Source organism: Streptomyces sp. NPDC030021, assembly GCF_055574035.1.
On record NZ_JBVIAH010000005.1, the window covers coordinates 357,530 to 379,088 of the forward strand.

The window sequence follows — 21,559 nt, forward strand, 5'->3', positions numbered from 1 at the left end:
CAGGACACTGTTTGATTAACCGCTTAACCAGAAGCCGCCTCCGGCGACGAAATCCGTACGATGGCCGCGTGCCAGAGCACCCACCCGCGCCGGGACCGACCCTCGCCGACATCGCGCGCGCCGCCGAGGTCTCCACCGCGACCGTCTCGCACGCGCTCAACGGCACCGGCCGCCTCGGCGAGTCCACCCGGCGACGGGTCCGCGAGGTGGCGGGCGCGCTCGGCTACGGAGCCCGCCGCGGCCCGCGCACCCGCAGCCTCGGTGTCGCGGTGACCACGTACGCGGGGGACGCCTGGGACTTCGTGCGGATCGCCTACTTCTCCCGCTGGCTCACCGCCGCGACCTCGGCCGCGCACGCGCACGGGTACGCCCTGACCACCCTGCCCGCCGACCGGGGCGCCGAGCCGCTGTGGCACACGCTCGCCGTGGACGGGATGCTGCTGCTCGACAGCCCGGCCGGCGACCCGGTGCTGCGGGCCCTGCGGGCGCGGGGGCTGCCGGTGGTCTTCGACGGGCGGCCGCCCGACCCCTGGCCGGGGGACGTGTGGGTGGACAACGACCACACCGCCACCACGCGGGAGGTGCTCGACCACCTCGCGGCGTCCGGGGCCCGGCGGATCGCACTGCACTCGGGCTACGGCCGGGAGTTCTACACCGGGGCCGTCACCTCGGCCTACGAACAGTGGTGCGCGGAGCGCGGCCTGGCTCCGCTCCTGGTCCCCTTCGACCCGGACGACGCAGCGGGGCACGCCTTCGACTCCGCCTTCACCGGGCCGGACCGCCCCGACGCCGTCTACTGCGTGTACGACCCGGGGGGCCGGCAGGCGCTGGCCGCCGCCGCGCGCCACGGTCTGCGTACACCCGGCGTGCGGGGAGTACCCGCGGTCCCTGGCATGCCCGGCGCACCCGGCGGGCCGGGGCACGACGGGCTGCTGCTGGTCTGCGCCAGCGAGGATCCGGCGTACGCCGAGACCGAACCCGCCGTGACCACCGTCACCCTGAATCCGGAGCGGATCGCCGCTTCGGCGGTATCTGTCCTGGTCAACCTGATCGAATCCGGGCATGCGGAATCGCCTGGTCAGCTGACGGTCCCGGCGGGGCTGCGGGTGCGTGCCTCGTCCCTCCCCCCGGACATGTACTAGAGTTATCTCGACATCGAGATATCTGCCGAAGGCGTACCGCAGCCGCCCCCGCTGGTAAGGGTTACCTAACTTAGCCCTACCTTAGCGGATTGGCCAAGGGGCGTGGCGGCAGGATTGCGGTAATACGCGCGAATTCATGCATGAAGGAGACTGTCGTGTCGGCGAACAGCTTCGACGCCCGCAGCACGCTGCAGGTGGGCGACGAGTCGTACGAGATCTTCAAGCTGGACAAGGTCGAGGGCTCCGCCCGCCTTCCCTACAGCCTGAAGGTCCTGCTGGAGAACCTGCTTCGCACCGAGGACGGCGCGAACATCACCGCCGACCACATCCGGTCGCTCGGTAACTGGGACTCGCAGGCCCAGCCCAGCGAGGAGATCCAGTTCACGCCGGCCCGCGTGATCATGCAGGACTTCACCGGCGTCCCCTGCGTGGTGGACCTCGCCACCATGCGTGAGGCCGTCAAGGCCCTCGGCGGCGACCCGGCGAAGATCAACCCGCTCTCGCCCGCCGAGATGGTCATCGACCACTCGGTCATCGCCGACAAGTTCGGCACGAAGGACGCCTTCGCGCAGAACGTCGAGCTGGAGTACGGCCGCAACAAGGAGCGCTACCAGTTCCTGCGCTGGGGCCAGACCGCCTTCGACGACTTCAAGGTCGTCCCGCCGGGCACCGGCATCGTCCACCAGGTCAACATCGAGCACCTGGCCCGTACCGTCATGGTCCGGGGTGGCCAGGCGTACCCCGACACCCTCGTCGGCACCGACTCGCACACCACCATGGTCAACGGCCTGGGCGTGCTGGGCTGGGGCGTCGGCGGCATCGAGGCCGAGGCCGCGATGCTCGGCCAGCCGGTCTCCATGCTGATCCCGCGGGTCGTGGGCTTCAAGCTGACCGGCGAGCTGCCCACCGGCACCACCGCCACCGACCTGGTGCTCACCATCACCGAGATGCTGCGCAAGCACGGTGTCGTCGGCAAGTTCGTCGAGTTCTACGGTGAGGGCGTCGCCGCCACCTCCCTCGCGAACCGCGCCACCATCGGCAACATGTCGCCGGAGTTCGGCTCCACCGCCGCGATCTTCCCGATCGACGACGAGACCCTGAAGTACCTGCGCCTGACCGGCCGCGACGCCCAGCAGGTCGCGCTCGTCGAGGCGTACGCCAAGGCCCAGGGCCTGTGGCTGGACCCGGCCGCCGAGCCGGACTTCTCCGAGAAGCTGGAGCTCGACCTCTCCACGGTCGTCCCCTCCATCGCCGGCCCGAAGCGCCCGCAGGACCGCATCGTCCTCGCCAACGCCTCGCAGCAGTTCGCGCTCGACGTGCGCAACTACGTCGAGGACGACGACGAGGCCGGCAAGGAGTCCTTCCCGGCCTCCGACTCCCCGGCCACCGTCAACGGTGTGCCGACCCGCCCGACCCTGGTCACCCTGGCAGACGGCTCCTCCTTCGAGATCGACCACGGCGCCGTCACCGTCGCCGCGATCACCTCCTGCACCAACACCTCGAACCCCTACGTCATGGTCGCCGCGGCGCTCGTGGCCAAGAAGGCGGTCGAGAAGGGCCTGTCCCGCAAGCCGTGGGTCAAGACCACCCTGGCCCCGGGCTCGAAGGTCGTCACCGACTACTTCGACAAGGCCGGCCTGACCCCGTACCTCGACAAGATGGGCTTCAACCTCGTCGGGTACGGCTGCACCACCTGCATCGGCAACTCCGGTCCGCTGGACGAGGAGATCTCGAAGGCGATCAACGAGCACGACCTCGCGGTCACCTCGGTGCTCTCCGGCAACCGCAACTTCGAGGGCCGGATCAACCCCGACGTCAAGATGAACTACCTGGCCTCCCCGCCGCTGGTCGTCGCGTACGCCATCGCGGGCTCCATGAAGGTGGACATCACCACCGAGGCCATCGGCGTCGACACCGAGGGCAACCCGGTCTTCCTCAAGGACATCTGGCCCTCCGAGGCCGAGGTCAACGACGTCGTGGCGAACGCCATCGGCGAGGACATGTTCAGCAAGTCCTACCAGGACGTCTTCGCGGGCGACGCCCAGTGGCAGGCGCTGTCGATCCCGACCGGCAACACGTTCGAGTGGGACCCGCAGTCCACCTACGTCCGCAAGCCCCCCTACTTCGAGGGCATGACGATGGAGACCACCCCGGTCTCCGACATCGCCGGCGCCCGCGTGCTGGCGAAGCTGGGCGACTCGGTCACCACCGACCACATCTCCCCGGCCGGTGCGATCAAGGCCGACACCCCGGCCGGCAAGTACCTCACGGAGCACGGCGTCGAGCGCCGCGACTTCAACTCGTACGGTTCCCGCCGCGGCAACCACGAGGTCATGATCCGCGGCACCTTCGCCAACATCCGCCTGCGCAACCAGATCGCGCCGGGCACCGAGGGAGGCTTCACCCGCGACTTCACCGTCGAGGGTGCGCCGGTCTCCTTCATCTACGACGCCTCGCAGAACTACCAGGCCGCCGGCATCCCGCTGGTCATCCTGGCGGGCAAGGAGTACGGCTCCGGCTCGTCCCGTGACTGGGCCGCCAAGGGCACCGCGCTGCTCGGCGTCAAGGCCGTCATCGCCGAGTCCTACGAGCGCATCCACCGCTCCAACCTGATCGGCATGGGCGTCCTGCCGCTGCAGTTCCCGGAGGGTGCCACCGCGGCCTCCCTGGGTCTGACCGGCGAGGAGACCTTCTCCTTCACCGGTGTGGAGGAGCTGAACAACGGCACCACCCCGCGCACGGTCAAGGTGACCACCGACACCGGTGTGGAGTTCGACGCGGTCGTCCGCATCGACACGCCGGGCGAGGCGGACTACTACCGCAACGGCGGAATCATGCAGTTCGTGCTCCGGAACCTCATCCGCGGCTAAGCACGGCTCACCGGCACCAAAGGGCCGTATCCCCGTCAAGGGGGTACGGCCCTTCCGCTTGTCCGGCGGCGTGTCCATGTGACGGACAGGTCTCAACTCGGAAAAACTGGTGGCCATAAATGTGCATGATCTTGCTCACACGAGCGGGAGTGGACTATACCTGTGCCCGTCCGGATCACCGCTAGACGAGTGGCTCCGGGCCGGGGGACGGGCGGGGACCTGTGGTGATGTCCGCATGCACGGCGACCACCGTGAATCTCCGGCCTCCTTCACACTTCTGACGAAGGCGAGGACATGAGCATGGGATCCACTGGTGAGGGCCTCGGACGCCGCGACCTGATCAAGCGCTCAGCAGCACTCGGACTGATCACGGTGCCGACGATGAGCTTCCTGTCCGCCTGCGCCTCCGGCGGTGAGGAGAACTCCACGAAGGGCCCGGCCAAGGCGCCGGTGACCAAGGAGAACCCCTTCGGTGTCGGGAAGGGCGGCAAGCTGGACGTCGTCGTCTTCAAGGGCGGGTTCGGCGACGACTACGCGAAGGCCTGGGAGGCCGCCTTCGACAAGAAGTGGGGCACCACCAGCTCCCACCTGGGCACCCAGGAGATCACCGCCAAGCTCCAGCCGCGCTTCAACGGCGGCAATCCGCCGGACGTCGTCGACGACTCCGGCGCCCAGCAGATCAAGCTGGACGTGCTCGCCAAGGGCGACCAGCTCGCCGATCTCACCGCCGTGCTCGATGCGCCCTCGCTGGACGACCCGACCAAGAAGGTGCGCGACACCCTGGTCGAAGGGGCCTACGAACAGGGCCTGCAGGGCGGCAAGTTCGTCGTTCTGAAGTATGTCTACGCCGTGTTCGGCTTCTGGTACTCCGGCAAGCTCTTCAAGGAGAAGGGCTGGACGCCGCCGAAGACCTGGGACGAGTTCCTGGCCGTCTGCACCCAGGCCAAGGAAGCCGGCATCGGCGGCCTCGCCCACCAGGGAAAGTTCCCGTACTACATCAATGTCGTCATCATGGACCTGATCGCCAAGAAGGGCGGTCTGGAGGCCATGAAGGCGATCGACAACCTGGAGCCGAACGCCTTCGAGGGCAACCCGGCCGCCCTCGCCGCCGTCGAGGCGGTCTACGAGGTGGTCGAGAAGGGCCTGCTGATGCCGGGCACCAACGGCCTCACCCACACGGAGTCCCAGACCGCCTGGAACCAGTACAAGGCCGCCTTCATCCCCTCCGGCTCCTGGCTGGAGAACGAGCAGCTGAAGCAGACACCGGAGGACTTCGACATGAAGTTCCTGCCGATGCCGCTGCTCGCCGACAGCAAGCTGCCCTTCGAGGCCATCCGGGCCGGTGTCGACGAGCCCTTCATCGTCCCGGAGAAGGCTGCCAACAAGGCCGCGGGCTTGGAGTTCCTCCGCTCGATGCTGTCCCGCGAATGGTCGACGATCTTCGCCCAGCAGGCCAACTCGCTCACCGTCGTCAAGGACGGCGTGGACCCGAGCGTCAAGCTGCGGCCGGGCACCCAGTCGGCGGTGGACGCGCTCAAGGCGGCGGGCGGCAACACCTTCAGCTACCGCTACCCCGACTGGTACAGCGAGATGGACAGCGAGATCCAGAACGCGTCCAATGAACTGATGGCCCAGCGGATCCAGCCGAAGGAGTGGATCAAGCGGGCCCAGGCCGCGGTGGACAAGGCCGCCAAGGATCCGAACGCCAAGAACAACAAGCGCGTCTGACACCGCGGGGACGGACACCATGAGCCATGTAGCCCAGGGCAGGGGGCGGGCCGGTTTCATCGCCGGCTTCCTCATCGCGCCCCTCGCGCTGTACCTGACCTTCGTCATCTGGCCCTACGTACAGACGTTCGGCTACTCCTTCACCAACTGGAGCGGCCAGTCCCCGACGTTCGATTTCGTCGGCACGGACAACTACGCGACGTTGCTGAAGGACGAGGTCTTCCGCGGCGCCCTCTGGCACAACCTGCTGCTCCTGGTGTTCGTCCCGGTCGTCACCATCCTGCTCGCCCTCTTCTTCGCCTTCATGGTGAACGCGGGAGGGCGCAGCGGGGCCGGCGGCGTGCGGGGCGTCGGCGGATCGCGCGTCTACAAGGTCGTCTACTTCTTCCCGCAGGTCCTCTCCCTCGCCATCCTCTCCGTGCTCTTCGGCGCGATCTACCGAAGCGACGAGGGCGGCCTGCTCAACGGCTTCCTCACCAGGATCGGCCTGATCGACGCGCAGCACCCGGTCGAATGGCTCAACGAGCCCGACTTCGTCCTGTGGGCCCTGCTGTTCGTGGTCGTCTGGCACGGAGTCGGCTTCTACCTCGTGCTGTTCTCGGCGGCCATGCAGTCCGTACCCAAGGACATCTACGAGGCCGCGCTGCTCGACGGCGCCGGGCGCGCCCAGACCTTCTTCAAGGTCACGCTGCCCCTGCTGTGGGACTCCGTGCAGACCTCCGCGGTCTATCTGGGCATCGCCGCGATGGACATGTTCGTGCTGGTGTCGACCATGACCTCCGGCCAGTTCGGCGGCGGACCCGACCACCACAGCGAGGTCATGTCGACGGTGCTGATGCGCAACTTCCTCTACTTCGGCAAGAGCGGCTACGCCTGTGCCATGGGCGTGGTCATGCTCGCCCTGACCATGATCCTCTCCATCGTCACGCTGCGCGCCACCCGCCGCGAGCGCATCGAGTTCTGAGCGGAGTTCCCACATGGCTGCACAGTCCACAGTGATCAAGGTCCCGGGTGAAGCCGCCGCGGAGCGGCCGGGCAACACGGGCCGGACGGGGGAGCGGGACAAACGACGCTCCGAGGGCGTGGTCCTCAACGTCTTCTCGCACGGCTTCCTCGTCCTCTGGGCGATAATGATCGTGCTGCCCCTGATCTGGCTCGCGCTCGGCTCCTTCAAGACGGACGCGCAGATCGGCGGCTCGGCCCTGAGCTGGCCCGGCAACTGGCACTTCGACGCCTTCGGCCGGGCCTGGGAGAAGGGCATCGGCGGCTACTTCGCCAACACCCTCATCGTGCTGGTGTTCTCGGTCCCGCTGACCATGCTGTTCGGCTCGATGGCCGCGTACGTGCTGGCCCGCTACCCCTTCACGGGCAACCGGGTCATCTACTACTTCTTCGTCAGCGGGGCGATGTTCCCGGTGTTCCTGGCGCTCGTACCGCTGTTCTTCATGGTCAAGCGCTTCGACATGCTGAACACCTACCAGGGCCTGATCCTGGTGTACGTCGCCTACTCGATGCCGTTCACCGTCTTCTTCATGCACTCCTTCTTCCGGACACTGCCCACGGCGATACACGAGGCGGCGGTCATCGACGGGGCCTCCGACACCCGGATCTTCTTCCAGGTGATGCTGCCCATGGCCAAGCCCGGCCTGATCAGCGTCGGGATCTTCAACGTCCTGGGCCAGTGGAACCAGTACATCCTGCCCGCCGTGCTGATGCAGCCGCAGACGAGCGGCGAGCCCGAGCGCTACATGCTCACGCAGGGGCTCATCCAGCTCCAGTACCAGATGGGCTACGAGACGGACCTGCCGGTGCTGTTCGCCGGTGCCACCATCGCCATCATCCCCATGCTGGCGGTCTACCTCTCCTTCCAGCGCCAGATCCAGGCGGGTCTCACCTCGGCGACGCTGAAGTAGCGCTCCGGCGTCCGGCGTCCCGCGTGGGGCGTCAGGGGCCGGCGGAGGCCTTCCGCAGCTTGTAGAGCTCTCCGGAACCCGGGTCGCCGATGTTCTGGTGGATCCGGGGCTCCCGGGCGGTGCCGCCGACGCCCCAAGCGGGCCAGCCGCACCCCGGGACGTCTATGCGGACCTGCTGCGTCCAGGCGTCCCGGCCGGGCTCGTACGACCAGGTCCCGGAGCCCGAGCAGCTCGGCGACGGGTCGCTGGGGTAGTCGACGGCGAGGCGCCCGCCGACGTCGGAGGCGGTGACCCGGCCGTCCGAGGTGAAGACCAGGGTTCCGCCCGTGTGGTCGATCCAGCTGCCCGGCATGGTCTGCGGACCGATCGCCGGCGGCTCGTACGCGGGCAGCAGGCCGGCGGCGAGCCCGAGTGCGCCGAACAGGCCCGTCCCCGCCACCACCGCCGTGCCCCACAACGCCACCCGCCGCAGCAGTCCCTCGCCCCGGGGCAGGGCGATCAGCGCCCCCAGCGAGAGCGAGGCCGTGGCCGAGGCCCAGAAGACGAGCACGGACCGCGGCTCCACGTCGTTGTACGCCACGAAGCACATGAGGGGCGGCGCCAGCAGGGCCGCCACCACCAGCGGCGCCGGCCACCACGCTGCTCGCCCGCCGAACCGGCGGCCGAGGAGGTCGGTCAGCGCGACCGCCGGCAGTACGAAGATCCGTGACAGCAGGAGCGAGATGAAGCCGACGAGGAGCGTGAGGGAGATCAGGCTTCCCCCGATCGCGGTGTAGTCGGCGGGTTTGTCCGGCGGCGGCTGCGTCTGCAAGTAGAGCAGGACCACCACGACGGTGAGCGCGACCTCCAGGCATCCCACCAGTGTGGAGACCACCAGCACGCGCCCGTACGACCGTTTCTGATGCACGATCAATCCCCCTCGTGGCACGGCGAACCCGCGCGTCCGCCCGGCCGGCGGCGTCCTGGATCCATAGTGCCAGCCGGGCTGAACGTGTTCAATTCATTCTTCGTGCGGCGGCCGCGTTCAGGCCCCGCACGTTCGGTCCGGTGAGCAGCACCGGCCCCTCCCTTCTCCTACAGCCAGGTGTTGAACCGGCGGATGTACCAGGTCTTCACGAGCTGGGTGAGCGTGCAGTACGCGAGCAGTACGCCGATCAGCCACGGGAAGTAGCTCGCCGGCAGGGCCACGAATCCCAGCGAGGGAGCCAGCGGCGAGAAGGGCAGCCAGAGCCCGGTCAGCACCGCGAGGACGGTCATCACCATCACCGGCCAGGAGGCGCGGGACTGGATGAAGGGGATCTTCCGGGTGCGGATCATGTGGACGATCAGGGTCTGCGAGAGCAGGCCCTCGACGAACCAGCCGGACTGGAAGAGGGACTGGCTCGCCTCGCTGTCCGCCGCGAAGACGTGCCACATGATCAGGAACATCGAGATGTCGAAGACGGAGCTGACCGGCCCGATGGTGACCATGAAGCGGCCGATGCCCTTGGCGTCCCAGTTGCGGGGCTTGCGGAGGTACTCCTCGTCCATCCGGTCCCACGGGGTCGCCAGCTGCGCGATGTCGTAGACCAGGTTCTGGACCAGCAGCATGATCGCGAGCATCGGCTGGAAGGGGATGAAGGCGCTCGCCACCAGGACCGAGAAGACGTTGCCGAAGTTCGACGACGCGGTCATCTTGATGTACTTGATCGTGTTGCCGAAGGTGGTCCGGCCCTGGACGACGCCCTGCTCCAGGACGGTCAGGTCCTTCTCCAGCAGGATGACGTCGGCCGACTCCTTGGCGATGTCCACGGCGGTGTCCACCGAGATGCCCACGTCGGCGTCGCGCAGCGCGGCCGCGTCGTTGATGCCGTCGCCGAGGAACCCGACGGTGTGCCCGCCGGCCTGCAGGGCCCGGACGATCCGGGCCTTCTGGACCGGGTTGACCTTGGCGAAGACCGTCGTACGGGCGGCCAGCGCGCGCAGCTCCGCGTCGTCGAGGGCGTCGGTCTCGGGGCCGAGCACCACCTGCCCGACGTCGATGCCGACGTCGGCGCAGACCCGGGCGGCGACGAGGCCGTTGTCGCCGGTTACGACCTTGACCGCGATGCCCTTGTCGGCGAGGCCCGTCAGGGCCCGGGCGGCGTCGGCCTTCGGCGGGTCGAGGAAGGCGAGGAAGCCGATCAGCGTCAGCCCGTCCTCGTCGGCGACCGTGTAGGTCTCGCGCGGGCTGTCGATCGTGCGGGTGGCGACGGCCAGGACGCGCAGGCCCTGCCGGTTGTTGTCCTCGGCGATCCGGGTGACGTGCCGCCGCAGCTGCTCGGTCAGCTCGACCGTCCCCCAGCCTTCGGCCGGGGGGACCCCCTGGCCGCGGTCCCTCATGTGCGTGCAGAGGTCCAGGACCTCTTCGACGGCACCCTTGGTGATCATGATGTGCTCGCGCTGTCCGAAGTCGCCGACCAGACAGTTGCGGCCGAGGACCACGGACATCCGGCGCCGGGCGAAGTCGAAGGGGATCTCGTCGACCATCGAGAACCGTGCGTCGACGACAACCTCCTCGGCCTCGTCCACGCGGTCGATGACCGCCTGGTCCATCAGGTTCTTCAGACCGGTCTGGAAGCGCGAGTTGAGGTAGCCGTACTCCAGCACCTCACCGTCCTCCTCGCCGTGCACGTCCAGGTAGCGGTCCAGGACGATCCGGTCCTCGGTGAGGGTGCCGGTCTTGTCCGTGCAGAGCACGTCCATCGCGCCCAGGTTCTGGATCGCGCCCAGCCGCTTGACGACCACCTTCCGCTTGGACATGGCGACCGCGCCGCGCGCCAGGTTGGCGGAGACGACCATCGGCAGCATCTCGGGGGTCAGCCCGACGGCGACGGCGACGCCGAAGAGGAAGGCCTCGTCCCAGTCGCCCTTGGTGAAACCGTTGATCATGAAGACGACGGGGACCATCACCAGCATGAAGCGGATCAGCAGGAAGCTGACCTTGCGCACGCCGGTGTCGAAGTTGGTCTGCGGGCGCTCGCCGACGAGCGAGCCGGCCATCGAACCGAAATAGGTGTCGGCGCCGGTGGCGACGACCACCCCGGTGGCGGTGCCGGAGGTGACCGAGGTGCCCATCAGGGCCAGGTTGTCGGCCTCCACCGGGTCGGTGGTCTCCTGCTGGCCGAGGTCCCGGGTGCGGGTGTCGGCCTTGGCCACCGGCAGGGACTCGCCGGACAGCGCGGCCTGGCTGACATTGAGGTCCTTGGCGGTGACGATCCGCAGGTCGGCTGGGATCAGGTCGCCGGCCGCCAGCGCGACCACGTCGCCCGGGACCACCTGGTCCATGGGCACCTCGAACGTGGTGGGCGCGGAGCCGCTGCCGGCCCGGCGCTGCACCGCGCACGTGGTGGTGACGAGCTGCTTCAGCGCTTCGGCGGCGCGGCCCGAGCGGAACTCCTGCCAGAAGCGCAGCAGTCCGCTGATCCCCACCATCACGGAGAGGATGACGACACCCGGGTCGCCGGGGTCCTGCCAGTACATGACCGCCGCGAGGAAGACCAGTACGGCGATGAAGGGGTTCCAGAAGGCCCTCGCCAGCTGGAGGTGCCAGTGGGGGGCGCGCTCGTGGGCGACGGTGTTGGAGCCGTGCCGCTCCAGGCGCAGCGAGGCCTCGGCGTGGGTGAGGCCGGCCGGGGAGGTGTCCACCTCCTGCAGGACCTGGACGCCCGGGCGGGCGCTGATCCCGGCGAGACGCTCGCCGACGAGCCGGGTACGGGCCTGGAGCTCGGCGGCCTTGCGCTCGCGGCGGGAGCGGCCCGGCGGTGCGAGCGTGGTCGGGGTACGGGGGGTGAGCATGGTCATGACGAATACCTCCCTCCACGGTGTCCGGGCAGCGCGAAGCCGAGCGGTCACGTGGAGTGAACATGGTTCGGCGCAGAGCGGCCCCGATGGGCCCTCGGCACGCCGGTGGGCATGGGTGACGCACGCCCGGCGGAGTTGGCAGGGCATGCGGAAGGAAGGGAATGTGGAAGGAGTGAACGCGAAGGCGCGCGAAGGAACGCGACGCGATGCGAACGGAACGCCAGCGCGCACGGGAACAGCGGTCCACCGCTGCCGTGCGTCCCCGGAGAGAGGTCAGCCGGTCACAAGGTCAGCCGACGAGAGCGACGAGCGCGCTGCGAGGACTTCGATCGGGACTCATCCCGAACACCTCCTTGCGTAGCGCGGTCATTGCAGGACGCCAGGTCCGGCCGAAAGGGCCGCTGAGGACCGGCGTCTCGGCGACCGTAGCACGATCCAACGGCCGCTTCTCTCCCCTTTAGTCCAGTACCAGCCGTTTCATGCCGTGTCAGCCTCTTGACGTGTGGATGCGTAAAGGCTCGACTTAAGGTTCACAAGTTGGAGAGATGCCGGGGTCTCGGAGCGTGAAGCCGTGACGTGTCCCGGCCGGGGGGCGACGGCTGGCCGTCGCTAATGGGCAGGAGTGGATGAGTCGTGCAGACTCCCGGATCGCAGTCGTCGCTGCATCGCGCGAATCTCGAACGGGTCGTGCGGGCGGTGCGGCTCGCGGGATCGCTGACCCAGGCGGAGATCGCCCGCGCCACCGGACTGTCGGCGGCCACGGTCTCCAACATCGTCCGGGAGCTGAAGGACGGCGGGACCGTCGAGGTCACCGACACCTCGGCCGGCGGCCGCCGGGCGCGCAGCGTCTCGCTCAGCGGCGACGCGGGGATCGTCATCGGTGTCGACTTCGGCCACACCCACCTGCGGGTGGCGGTGGGGAACCTGGCCCACCAGGTGCTGGCCGAGGAGTCCGAGCCGCTGGACGTCGACGCGTCCTGGGCGGACGGCTTCGACCGGGCGGAAGCCCTGGTCGGACGGCTGATCGCGGACATCGGCGTGGGGCTGGAGAAGGTGATCGGCGTCGGGCTCGGCGTGCCCGGTCCGATCGACGTGGAGTCCGGGACCCTGGGCTCGACCGCGATCCTGCCGGGCTGGGCGGGCATCAACCCCCGCCAGGAGCTCTCGCAGCGCCTCGGGGTGCCCGTGTACGTGGACAACGACGCGAACCTCGGCGCCCTCGGCGAACTCGTTTGGGGGAGCGGGCGCGGAGTAAAGGACCTGGCCTACATCAAGGTGGCCAGCGGCGTCGGCGCGGGCCTTGTGATCAACGGCCAGATCTACCGCGGACCCGGCGGCACGGCGGGCGAGATCGGGCACATCACCCTGGACGAATCGGGCCCGGTCTGCCGCTGCGGCAACCGCGGCTGCCTGGAGACCTTCGCGGCCGCCCGGTACGTACTGCCGCTGCTCCAGGGCACGCACGGACCGGAGTTGACCATGGAGCGGGTGGTCGAACTGGCCCGTGAGGGGGACCCGGGCTGCCGCCGGGTGATCACGGACGTGGGCCGGCACATCGGCAGCGGCGTGGCCAGTCTGTGCAACCTCCTGAACCCCAGCCGGGTGGTGCTGGGCGGCTCGCTGGCGGAGGCGGGTGAACTCGTCCTCGCTCCCATCCGTGAATCGGTGGGAAGGTACGCGATCCCCAGTGCGGCGCGGCAGTTGTCGGTGCTGACGGGGAACCTGGGCGGGCGGGCCGAGGTGCTGGGCGCACTGGCGCTCGTCCTCAGCGAGATGGGCGATTCGACGCTTTTGTCAGATCATGGAAGTGGAGTGCGCGCTCCAGCGGTCTTGTCTTCAGGTAGATAACGAATGGCACCGTTGTCATCTCGTTAAGAATTCACTCCTTGACGGCAAAACGCGGCCGGGGTTGACTCACATCCACCTCGGCCGCGCCGCTGCGGCCTCGTCAGGGAGGTTCAAGTAATGAACACGCGTATGCGCAGAGCCGCCGTAGCTGTAGCCGCTGGTGCCATGGCCGTTTCGCTCGCCGCTTGTGGCAGTGCGAAGGAGGCCGGCGACACGACGAAGGCGTCCTCCGGCGCTGCCAAGGGCGACGAGATCAAGGTCGGTCTGCTCCTGCCGGAGAACCAGACCGCGCGTTACGAGAAGTTCGACAAGCCGCTGATCGAGAAGAAGGTCGCCGAGCTCACCGGCGGCAAGGGCAAGGTCGTCTACGCGAACGCCAAGCAGGACGCGACCACGCAGAACTCCCAGGTCGACACGATGATCACCAACAAGGTGGACGTCCTGATCATCGACGCGGTGGACTCCAAGGCCATCGCCGGCTCGGTCAAGAAGGCCAAGGAGGCCGGCATCCCGGTCGTCGCCTACGACCGCCTGGCAGAGGGCCCGATCGACGCGTACACCTCCTTCGACAACGAAGAGGTCGGCAAGGTCCAGGGCAAGGCCCTGCTGGAGGCGCTGGGCGACAAGGCCAAGGACGGCCAGGTCGTCATGATGAACGGTTCGGTCACCGACCCGAACGCCAAGCTCTTCAAGTCCGGCGCGCACTCCGAGCTCGACGGCAAGGTGAACGTCGGCAAGGAGTACGACACCGTCGAGTGGAAGCCGGAGAACGCCAACACCAACATGGCGGCCGCGCTCTCCGCGCTCGGCAAGGACAAGGTCGTCGGCGTCTACTCCGCCAACGACGGCATGGCCGGCGGCATCATCACCGCCCTCAAGGCCGCCGGCGTCTCCCCCCTGCCGCCGGTCACCGGCCAGGACGCAGAACTCGCCGGTGTGCAGCGGATCGTCGCGGGCGAGCAGTTCATGAGCGTCTACAAGCCGTACGCCCCCGAGGCCGAGGCCGCCGCGAAGATGGCCGTCTCCCTCGCCAAGGGCGGAAAGGCCGAAGGCACCACGTCCACGGTCGACAGCCCGACCACCAAGGGTGTCGCGTCCGTCCTGATCCCGGTCGTCTCGCTGACCAAGGGCAACATCAAGGACACCGTCGTCAAGGACGGCGTCTACACGGTGGACGAGATCTGCACCGACAAGTACGCGGCGGCCTGCGCCGCCGCCGGCCTGAAGTAGCGGCCCCCGTCGCCTCCCCGCGAGGCGGCCCCCCGTGCCTGACCGGCGCCCCGCCACTCTCTCCCCGCCACCCGGCGGGGCGCCGGGCAGAAACGTTCCCCCATTCGCCCCGCTCCTGCTCTTCTGCACGACATCCCCGCCGGTCAGGCGGCGAAGGAGATGGTTCATGTGTCCGCTGCGCCCGTGCTGGCGTTGCGAGGGGTCTCGAAGCGGTTCGGCGCCGTTCAGGCCCTGACCGACGTAGAACTCGAGATCCACTCCGGTGAAGTGGTCGCCCTCGTCGGCGACAACGGCGCCGGAAAGTCCACGCTGGTCAAGACGATCGCCGGCGTGCACCCCATCGATGAAGGAGTCATCGAGTGGGAAGGCCGTGCGGTTTCCATCGGCAAGCCCCACGACGCCCAGAACCTGGGCATCGCGACGGTCTACCAGGACCTGGCGCTGTGCGACAACATCGATGTCGTCGGCAACCTCTTCCTCGGCCGTGAGCTCAAGAGCTACGGCATCCTCGACGAGGTGGAGATGGAGCGGCGCGCCCGCGAGCTCCTGACCACCCTGTCCATCCGGATCCCCAGTGTCCGGATTCCCATCGCGTCACTCTCCGGCGGTCAGCGCCAGACCGTGGCCATCGCCCGATCCATGCTGGGCGAGCCCCAGCTCGTCATCCTCGACGAGCCCACCGCCGCCCTCGGCGTCGAGCAGACCGCACAGGTTCTCGACCTGGTGGAGCGGCTGCGCGAGCGCGGTCACGCCGTCATCCTCATCAGCCACAACATGGCCGATGTGAAGGCCGTCGCCGACAAGGTGGCGGTCCTGCGGCTGGGCCGCAACAACGGTGTCTTCAACGTCGCCGACACCTCGCAGGAAGAGATCATCTCCGCCATCACCGGTGCCACGGACAACGCCGTGACCCGCCGGGCGGCCCGCACCTCGGAGGCCGGCAAGTGAGCACCCAGAACCCTGCCACCGGTCCACTGGACAAGGGCTCGGTCGAGCAGCAGGAGCACATCGACCCGGTCAACCCCGCGGCCGCGCACGACGCGATCCCGGCCGTGGACCCCCGCCTGCTCGTCAGGGAGGAGGGGCTCGCCGGGTACGTGGGCGAGTTCAAGCGGAAGCTGAAGGCGGGCGACCTGGGTTCCCTCCCGGTCGTCATCGGCCTGATCGTCATCTGGTCGATCTTCCAGGGGTTGAACTCGAACTTCCTCTCCCCGGAGAACCTGACCAACATCGCGATCACGATGACCGGCACCGGCATGATCGCCATCGGCATCATCTTCGTGCTGCTGCTCGGTGAGATCGACCTGTCGGTCGGCTCGGTCAGCGGTGTCTCGGGCGCGATCGTCGCAGTCATGGCCGTCACGCACGGCGTGAACGAATGGCTGGCCATCCTGGCGGCCATCGTGGGAGGTGCCCTGATCGGGTCCATCCACGGCTTCTTCTTCGCCAAGGTCGGCGCCCCGGCCTTCGCCGTCACCCTGTCGGGCCTGCTCTTCTGGCTCGGCGCGATGCTGCAGATCCTCGGCAGCAACGGCACGATCAACATCGACTCCGACGGTGTGGTCGGGCAGCTGACCACGTACTTCTTCTCGGACGTGGCCGTCGCCTACGGGCTGGCCGCGCTCGCGGTGGTCGGCTACTTCCTCGCCTCCTTCTTCGACGCGAGGCGCCGCGAGGCCGCCGGGATGCCCTCCCGCCCGCTCGCCGAGATCCTGCTGCGCACCGGCCTGCTCGCGCTGTGCACCTTCGGTCCCGCCGTGCTGTTCAACCAGTACAAGGGCCTGCCGCTCGCGGTGGTGCTCTTCCTGCTGGCCCTGGTCGTCACGGACTTCCTGCTGCGCCGCACGACCTTCGGGCGAAACGTTTTCGCACTGGGTGGCAGCGTCGAGGCCTCCCGCCGTGCGGGTATCAACGTCACACGGATCCGGATCACGGTCTTCGCGATCTCCAGCACCTTCGCCGCCATCGGCGGCCTGTTCTGGGCCTCCAAGATCGCGGCGGCCAACCAGAGCGCCGGTGCCGGCGACCTGCTGATGAACGTGATCGCGGCGGCCGTCATCGGTGGCACCAGCCTCTTCGGCGGCCGGGGCCGGACCTGGAACGCCCTCCTCGGCGTCATGGTCATCGTCTCGATCCAGTACGGTCTGGCCCTGGAAGGCATTGCGACGCCGATCCAGTACATGATCACCGGCGCGGTGCTGCTGGCGACCGTGGTGATCGACTCGGTGACGCGCAAGACCCAGAAGACGGCCGGACGCGCCTGATCGCGCGCCCGACTGCCCGCCGGAGTGACATCCGGCGGTAAGACCGGTCACAGTGCCCGGCGCCACTTCTCGTGGCGCCGGGCATCTGCGCGTGCATGTACGAGGTACTCATGTGCGGGTATACGCCCGTATGTGATGTGTGGCCGTCAGGTCGTGCGTACATGTATGACAAAGGTGTGACTCCCTCGGGACGGCCCGATGACCGTGGCCGGGGGCGGAACATTAGACTCGACAGACCAGCAAGCAACTGCAAGGAGGCACGGGTGCTGCTGACCCGCATCAAGGGACCGCGCGATCTGGACCGGCTCAGCCAGGAGGAGCTCGACCAGCTCGCGGCCGAGATCAGGTCCTTCCTCGTCGACGCCGTCTCCAAGACCGGCGGGCACCTCGGCCCCAACCTCGGGGTGGTCGAACTGACGATCGCCCTGCACCGGGTCTTCGACTCGCCCAAGGACAAGGTCCTCTTCGACACCGGCCACCAGGCCTATGTCCACAAGCTGCTCACGGGCCGCCAGGACTTCGCCGGCCTGCGCACCAAGAACGGCCTGTCGGGCTACCCCTCGCGCGCCGAGTCCGACCACGATGTGATCGAGAACTCGCACGCCTCCACCGTGCTCGGCTGGGCCGACGGCCTGGCCAAGGCCAACGAGGTGCTGGGCCGCGAGGACCACCACGTCGCCGCCGTCATCGGCGACGGCGCGCTGACCGGTGGCATGGCCTGGGAGGCGCTCAACAACATCGCCGCCGCCAAGGACCGCCCGCTCGTCATCGTCGTCAACGACAACGAGCGCTCGTACGGCCCCACCATCGGCGGCCTCGCGAACCACCTGGCGACCCTGCGCACCACGGACGGCTACGAGCGCTTCCTGGCCCGCGGCAAGGAGATCCTGGAGCGCACCCCCGTCGTCGGGAAGCCACTCTTCGAAACCCTGCACGGCGCCAAGAAGGGCCTCAAGGACTTCATCGCGCCGCAGGGCATGTTCGAGGACCTCGGGCTCAAGTACATCGGGCCCATCGACGGCCACGACATCGAGGCCCTGGAGTCCGCCCTGCAGCGCGCCAAGCGCTTCAGCGGCCCGGTCATCGTGCACTGCCTCACCCAGAAGGGCCGCGGCTACACCCCGGCCCTGGAGCACGAGGCGGACCGCTTCCACGCGGTCGGCGTGATCCACCCGGACACCGGCCTGCCGGTGAAGACCGCCGCCGCCAGCTGGACCTCCGTCTTCGCCGACGAGATGGTCAAGCTCGGCCACGAGCGCGAGGACATCGTCGGCATCACCGCCGCCATGCTCCACCCGGTCGGCCTCAACAAGTTCGCCGAGGCCTTCCCGAACCGGATCTACGACGTGGGCATCGCCGAGCAGCACGGCGCCACCTCGGCGGCGGGCCTGGCCACCGGCGGGGTCCACCCGGTCTTCGCGGTGTACGCGACCTTCCTCAACCGTGCCTTCGACCAGGTCCTGATGGACGTGGCCCTGCACAAGTGCGGTGTCACCTTCGTCCTGGACCGCGCCGGTGTCACCGGCGACGACGGCGCCTCCCACAACGGCATGTGGGACATGTCCATCCTGCAGGTCGTCCCCGGCCTGCGGCTCGCCGCGCCGCGCGACGCCGAGCAGCTGCGCGCCCAGCTCCGCGAGGCCGTCGAGGTCAAGGACGCCCCGACCGTCGTGCGCTACTCCAAGGGCGTCGTCGGCCCGGCCGTCCCGGCCGTCGGCCGGATCGGCGGCATGGACGTCCTGCGCGCCCCGGGCGCCGAGGTCACCCGTCCGGACGTACTGCTCGTCTCGGTCGGTGCGCTCGCCCCGATGTGCCTGGAGATCGCCGACCTGCTGGACAAGCAGGGCATCTCCACGACCGTGGTCGACCCCCGCTGGGTCAAGCCCGTGGACGAGGCCCTGGCCCCGCTCGCGGACCGGCACCGCGTGGTCGTCACCGTCGAGGACAACGGCCGTACCGGCGGTGTGGGCGCCGCCGTCTCGCAGGCCCTGCGGGACGCGGGTGTCGACGTACCGCTGCGCGACTTCGGTATCCCGCAGCGCTTCCTCGACCACGCCCTCCGCAAGGAGATCATGGCCGAGATCGGCCTGACCGCGCCGGACATCGCCCGGCAGGTCACCGGCCTGGTCGCCAAGCTGGACGGTCGCTACGACAGCGAGCCGGCCGCCGCCGTCGACTAGCCGGAACTCGCCGCACGCGCCGTTCGTAGATCGACGCGCGGTTGCACGTCACGGGCCGGGAGATCACTCTTGAAGGGTGGGCCTCCCGGCCCGTTCGTGCGTCGTCACCTCTCGGAGGCGTCGGTGAGCAAGGATCTGAACAGCCCATTCCGCACCAAGACGGTGGAGCAGTCCATCCGCGACACGGAGGAGCCGGAACACGCGCTCCGCAAGTCGCTCTCCGCCTGGGACCTCACGGTCTTCGGTGTGGGCGTCATCATCGGCACCGGCATCTTCGTCCTCACGGGCATCGCCGCCCGGAACAATGCCGGTCCCGCTACCGCCCTCGCCTTCGTGGCAGCGGGCATCGTCTGCGCCCTCGCGGCGCTCTGCTACGCCGAGTTCGCGTCCACCGTCCCGGTGGCCGGGTCGGCGTACACGTTCTCGTACGCCTCGATCGGTGAGCTGCCCGCCTGGATCATCGGCTGGGACCTGGTGCTGGAGTTCGCACTCGGCACGGCCGTGGTCGCGGTCGGCTGGTCCGGGTACGTGCGCCACCTCATGGACACCAACCTCGGCTGGACCCTGCCGACCTCCCTGTCCGGCCCCGATGCCGGCGGCCACTTCGACGTGCTGGCGTTCCTGCTGGTCCTGGTGCTGACGTGGATCCTGGTCGTCGGGACGAAGCTCTCGGCCCGCATCACCGCGGTCGTCGTCGCCATCAAGGTCACGGTCGTGCTGCTGGTCATCGTCGCGGGCCTGTTCTTCATCAAGGCCGACAACTACTCGCCGTTCATCCCGCCGGCCCAGCCCCAGGCCGAGGGCGTCAGCGGCTGGCACTCGCCCCTGGTCCAGCTGCTCTTCGGCTACGAGCCCACGAACTTCGGCGTCATGGGCATCTTCACGGCGGCCTCGCTCATCTTCTTCGCCTTCATCGGCTTCGACGTGGTGGCGACGGCGGCCGAGGAGACCAAGAACCCCCAGCGGGACATGCCGCGCGGCATCCTCGGCTCGCTGCTGGTCTGCACGGTGCTCTACGTCGCCGTGACCCTGGTGGTCACGGGCATGCAGAAGTACTCGGAGATGTCCCCGACCGCGCCGCTCGCCGAAGCCTTCAAATCGGTGAACCAGCCGTTCTTCTCGGGTGCCATCAGCCTCGGCGCCGCCGTCGGTCTGATCACCGTGTGCATGATCCTGCTGCTCGGTCAGACCCGCGTGTTCTTCGCGATGAGCCGGGACGGACTGCTGCCGCGGGTCTTCTCCGTGACGCACCCGAAGTACCGCACCCCCTACCGGGCGACCATGCTGCTCGGCGGGATCATCGCGGTCGTCGCGGGCTTCACCAGCCTGGAGACTCTCGCGGAACTGGTGAACATCGGCACCCTGTTCGCCTTCGTGGTGGTCGCACTGGGCGTGATCGTCCTGCGCAAGACCCGCCCCGACCTGCACCGGTCCTTCCGCACCCCGTGGGTGCCGTTCGTCCCGATCGTGTCGATCGCGGCCTCGTTCTGGCTGATGCTCAACCTGCCGGCCGAGACCTGGCTGCGCTTCGGCGTCTGGATGGCCATCGGCATCGTCGTCTACTTCGCCTACGGCTACCGCAACAGCCGGCTGCACAAGGTCGGCCAGAACGCGGAGTTCTGACGGGTGACCCGTCCGCCGCGGCGGACCGGCGAGGGCCGTGCGGGCAACCCGTACGGCCCTCGCGGCCGTACCCGCGGCGCCAGGTCCGGGAGCCGTGTGGGGGCGCCCATGACGCACAGGGAAGAGCACCGGTTCGACGTGTGGACGGCCGGGGTCGGCTACGAGCGCTACATGGGCCGGTGGAGCCGCCCCGTCGCGGAGCGGTTCACCGCGTGGCTCGGCCTCCCCGGCCGGCTGCGGTGGCTCGACGTCGGATGCGGCACCGGCGGGCTGTCGGCGGCGGTGGCCGCCCGGTGCCGGCCCCGTGACGTCCTGGCGGTCGACCGGTCACCGGGGTACGCCGCCTGGGCCCGGGACGCGGCCACGGCCGGGACGCACGTGGTCGTGGCGGACGCGACGGCCCTGCCGGTGCGCGACGATGCGTGCGACGCGGTGGTCAGCGGCCTGACCCTGAACTTCCTCACGCCGCCCGCCGCGGCCGTCGCCGAGATGGTCCGCTCGGTCCGCCCGGGCGGCCTGGTCGCGGCGTACGTGTGGGACTACGCGGAGGGCATGGACCTCCTGCGGCTCTTCTGGGACGCGGCAGTCCTCGCGGACCCGCCCGCGGCCGCGCTGGACGAGCGCCGGCGCTTCCCCTCGTGCCGTCCGGAGGCACTGCGCGCGCTGTGGACGCGCGCGGGGCTCGGCGAGGTCGCGGTCGCCCCGATCGAGGTCCCCACGGTGTTCGCCGACTTCGCGGACCTGTGGGAACCGTTCCTGACGGGGCAGGGCCCGGCCCCCGGATACCTCGCCGCCCTGCCCGCGGCCGACCGGGAGCGGGTACGGGACGTGCTCCGCGAGGCCGTCCCGTACGGGCCGGGCGGATCCGTCGCGCTCACCGCCCGGGCCTGGGCGGTCCGGGGGCGGCGCGCCGGGTGAGGGCGGACCGCGGACGCGGCC

General features: G+C 69.0%; 14 protein-coding genes. 12 read left to right on the forward strand and 2 right to left on the reverse strand.

Annotation, left to right across the window (positions count from 1 at the left end; translation table 11 throughout):
• The first annotated feature begins 68 nt into the window (after nt 1-68).
• From ACZ4YL_RS12710 to ACZ4YL_RS12730, 5 genes are all read left to right on the forward strand, one after another.
• The gene (locus ACZ4YL_RS12710; protein WP_468116073.1) at nt 69-1,142 is read left to right on the forward strand and encodes a LacI family DNA-binding transcriptional regulator; all 1,074 of its coding nucleotides are present in this window, start codon (nt 69-71) and stop codon (nt 1,140-1,142) included.
• Between the two features lie 140 nt (nt 1,143-1,282).
• On the forward strand, nt 1,283-4,012 hold the full coding sequence (acnA, locus tag ACZ4YL_RS12715) for an aconitate hydratase AcnA (protein ID WP_468116075.1): 2,730 nt from the start codon (nt 1,283-1,285) through the stop codon (nt 4,010-4,012).
• A 300-nt stretch (nt 4,013-4,312) separates the two neighbouring features.
• Nucleotides 4,313-5,740: an N-acetylglucosamine/diacetylchitobiose ABC transporter substrate-binding protein gene (gene ngcE, locus ACZ4YL_RS12720; RefSeq protein WP_468116077.1), complete on the forward strand. Its 1,428-nt coding sequence runs from the start codon at nt 4,313-4,315 to the stop codon at nt 5,738-5,740.
• 19 nt (nt 5,741-5,759) lie between these two features.
• Nucleotides 5,760-6,704 carry a carbohydrate ABC transporter permease gene (locus tag ACZ4YL_RS12725; RefSeq protein ID WP_468116079.1) on the forward strand — a complete coding sequence of 315 codons (945 nt, stop codon included), beginning with the start codon at nt 5,760-5,762 and terminating at the stop codon, nt 6,702-6,704.
• A 13-nt stretch (nt 6,705-6,717) separates the two neighbouring features.
• A complete protein-coding gene (locus ACZ4YL_RS12730) occupies nt 6,718-7,653 on the forward strand; it encodes a carbohydrate ABC transporter permease (protein WP_468116081.1) in 936 nt (311 codons plus the stop codon).
• A gap of 31 nt (nt 7,654-7,684) precedes the next feature.
• On the opposite strand, the gene ACZ4YL_RS12735 is transcribed toward ACZ4YL_RS12730, so the two are convergent.
• Nucleotides 7,685-8,560 (reverse strand): hypothetical protein, encoded by an 876-nt coding sequence (locus ACZ4YL_RS12735; protein ID WP_468116083.1) that lies wholly within the window; start codon nt 8,558-8,560, stop codon nt 7,685-7,687.
• 167 nt (nt 8,561-8,727) lie between these two features.
• On the reverse strand, nt 8,728-11,475 hold the full coding sequence (gene mgtA, locus ACZ4YL_RS12740) for a magnesium-translocating P-type ATPase (protein ID WP_468116085.1): 2,748 nt from the start codon (nt 11,473-11,475) through the stop codon (nt 8,728-8,730).
• A 633-nt stretch (nt 11,476-12,108) separates the two neighbouring features.
• Between mgtA and ACZ4YL_RS12745 the strand changes: the two genes are divergently transcribed.
• From ACZ4YL_RS12745 to ACZ4YL_RS12775, 7 genes are all read left to right on the forward strand, one after another.
• The gene (locus ACZ4YL_RS12745; RefSeq protein ID WP_030008678.1) at nt 12,109-13,323 is read left to right on the forward strand and encodes an ROK family transcriptional regulator; all 1,215 of its coding nucleotides are present in this window, start codon (nt 12,109-12,111) and stop codon (nt 13,321-13,323) included.
• 117 nt (nt 13,324-13,440) lie between these two features.
• On the forward strand, nt 13,441-14,553 hold the full coding sequence (locus ACZ4YL_RS12750; RefSeq protein ID WP_468116087.1) for a sugar ABC transporter substrate-binding protein: 1,113 nt from the start codon (nt 13,441-13,443) through the stop codon (nt 14,551-14,553).
• Between the two features lie 159 nt (nt 14,554-14,712).
• Entirely contained in the window at nt 14,713-15,501 is a 789-nt protein-coding gene (locus ACZ4YL_RS12755) for an ATP-binding cassette domain-containing protein (protein WP_468116089.1), read from the forward strand.
• Nucleotides 15,502-15,527: 26 nt separating this feature from the next.
• Nucleotides 15,528-16,817 carry a sugar ABC transporter permease gene (locus tag ACZ4YL_RS12760; RefSeq protein ID WP_468116283.1) on the forward strand — a complete coding sequence of 430 codons (1,290 nt, stop codon included), beginning with the start codon at nt 15,528-15,530 and terminating at the stop codon, nt 16,815-16,817.
• 263 nt (nt 16,818-17,080) lie between these two features.
• Nucleotides 17,081-18,997, forward strand: a complete 1,917-nt coding sequence (gene dxs, locus ACZ4YL_RS12765; protein WP_033217683.1) for a 1-deoxy-D-xylulose-5-phosphate synthase — start codon at nt 17,081-17,083, stop codon at nt 18,995-18,997.
• A gap of 123 nt (nt 18,998-19,120) precedes the next feature.
• Complete coding sequence (locus ACZ4YL_RS12770; RefSeq protein ID WP_468116091.1) at nt 19,121-20,620, forward strand: amino acid permease; 1,500 nt, start codon at nt 19,121-19,123, stop codon at nt 20,618-20,620.
• 108 nt (nt 20,621-20,728) lie between these two features.
• Nucleotides 20,729-21,538 carry a class I SAM-dependent methyltransferase gene (locus ACZ4YL_RS12775; RefSeq protein WP_468116093.1) on the forward strand — a complete coding sequence of 270 codons (810 nt, stop codon included), beginning with the start codon at nt 20,729-20,731 and terminating at the stop codon, nt 21,536-21,538.
• Nucleotides 21,539-21,559 lie beyond the last annotated feature (21 nt).

Bases quoted from the DNA above. Each gene is read 5' to 3' on its own strand.
- ACZ4YL_RS12730 (WP_468116081.1), top strand. From the start codon at position 6,718: ATGGCTGCACAGTCCACAGTGATCAAGGTCCCGGGTGAAGCCGCCGCG.
- ACZ4YL_RS12755 (WP_468116089.1), top strand. From the start codon at position 14,713: ATGGTTCATGTGTCCGCTGCGCCCGTGCTGGCGTTGCGAGGGGTCTCG.
- ACZ4YL_RS12725 (WP_468116079.1), top strand. From the start codon at position 5,760: ATGAGCCATGTAGCCCAGGGCAGGGGGCGGGCCGGTTTCATCGCCGGC.
- mgtA (WP_468116085.1), bottom strand. From the start codon at position 11,475: ATGACCATGCTCACCCCCCGTACCCCGACCACGCTCGCACCGCCGGGC.
- ngcE (WP_468116077.1), top strand. From the start codon at position 4,313: ATGGGATCCACTGGTGAGGGCCTCGGACGCCGCGACCTGATCAAGCGC.
- acnA (WP_468116075.1), top strand. From the start codon at position 1,283: ATGAAGGAGACTGTCGTGTCGGCGAACAGCTTCGACGCCCGCAGCACG.
- ACZ4YL_RS12775 (WP_468116093.1), top strand. From the start codon at position 20,729: ATGACGCACAGGGAAGAGCACCGGTTCGACGTGTGGACGGCCGGGGTC.
- ACZ4YL_RS12750 (WP_468116087.1), top strand. From the start codon at position 13,441: ATGAACACGCGTATGCGCAGAGCCGCCGTAGCTGTAGCCGCTGGTGCC.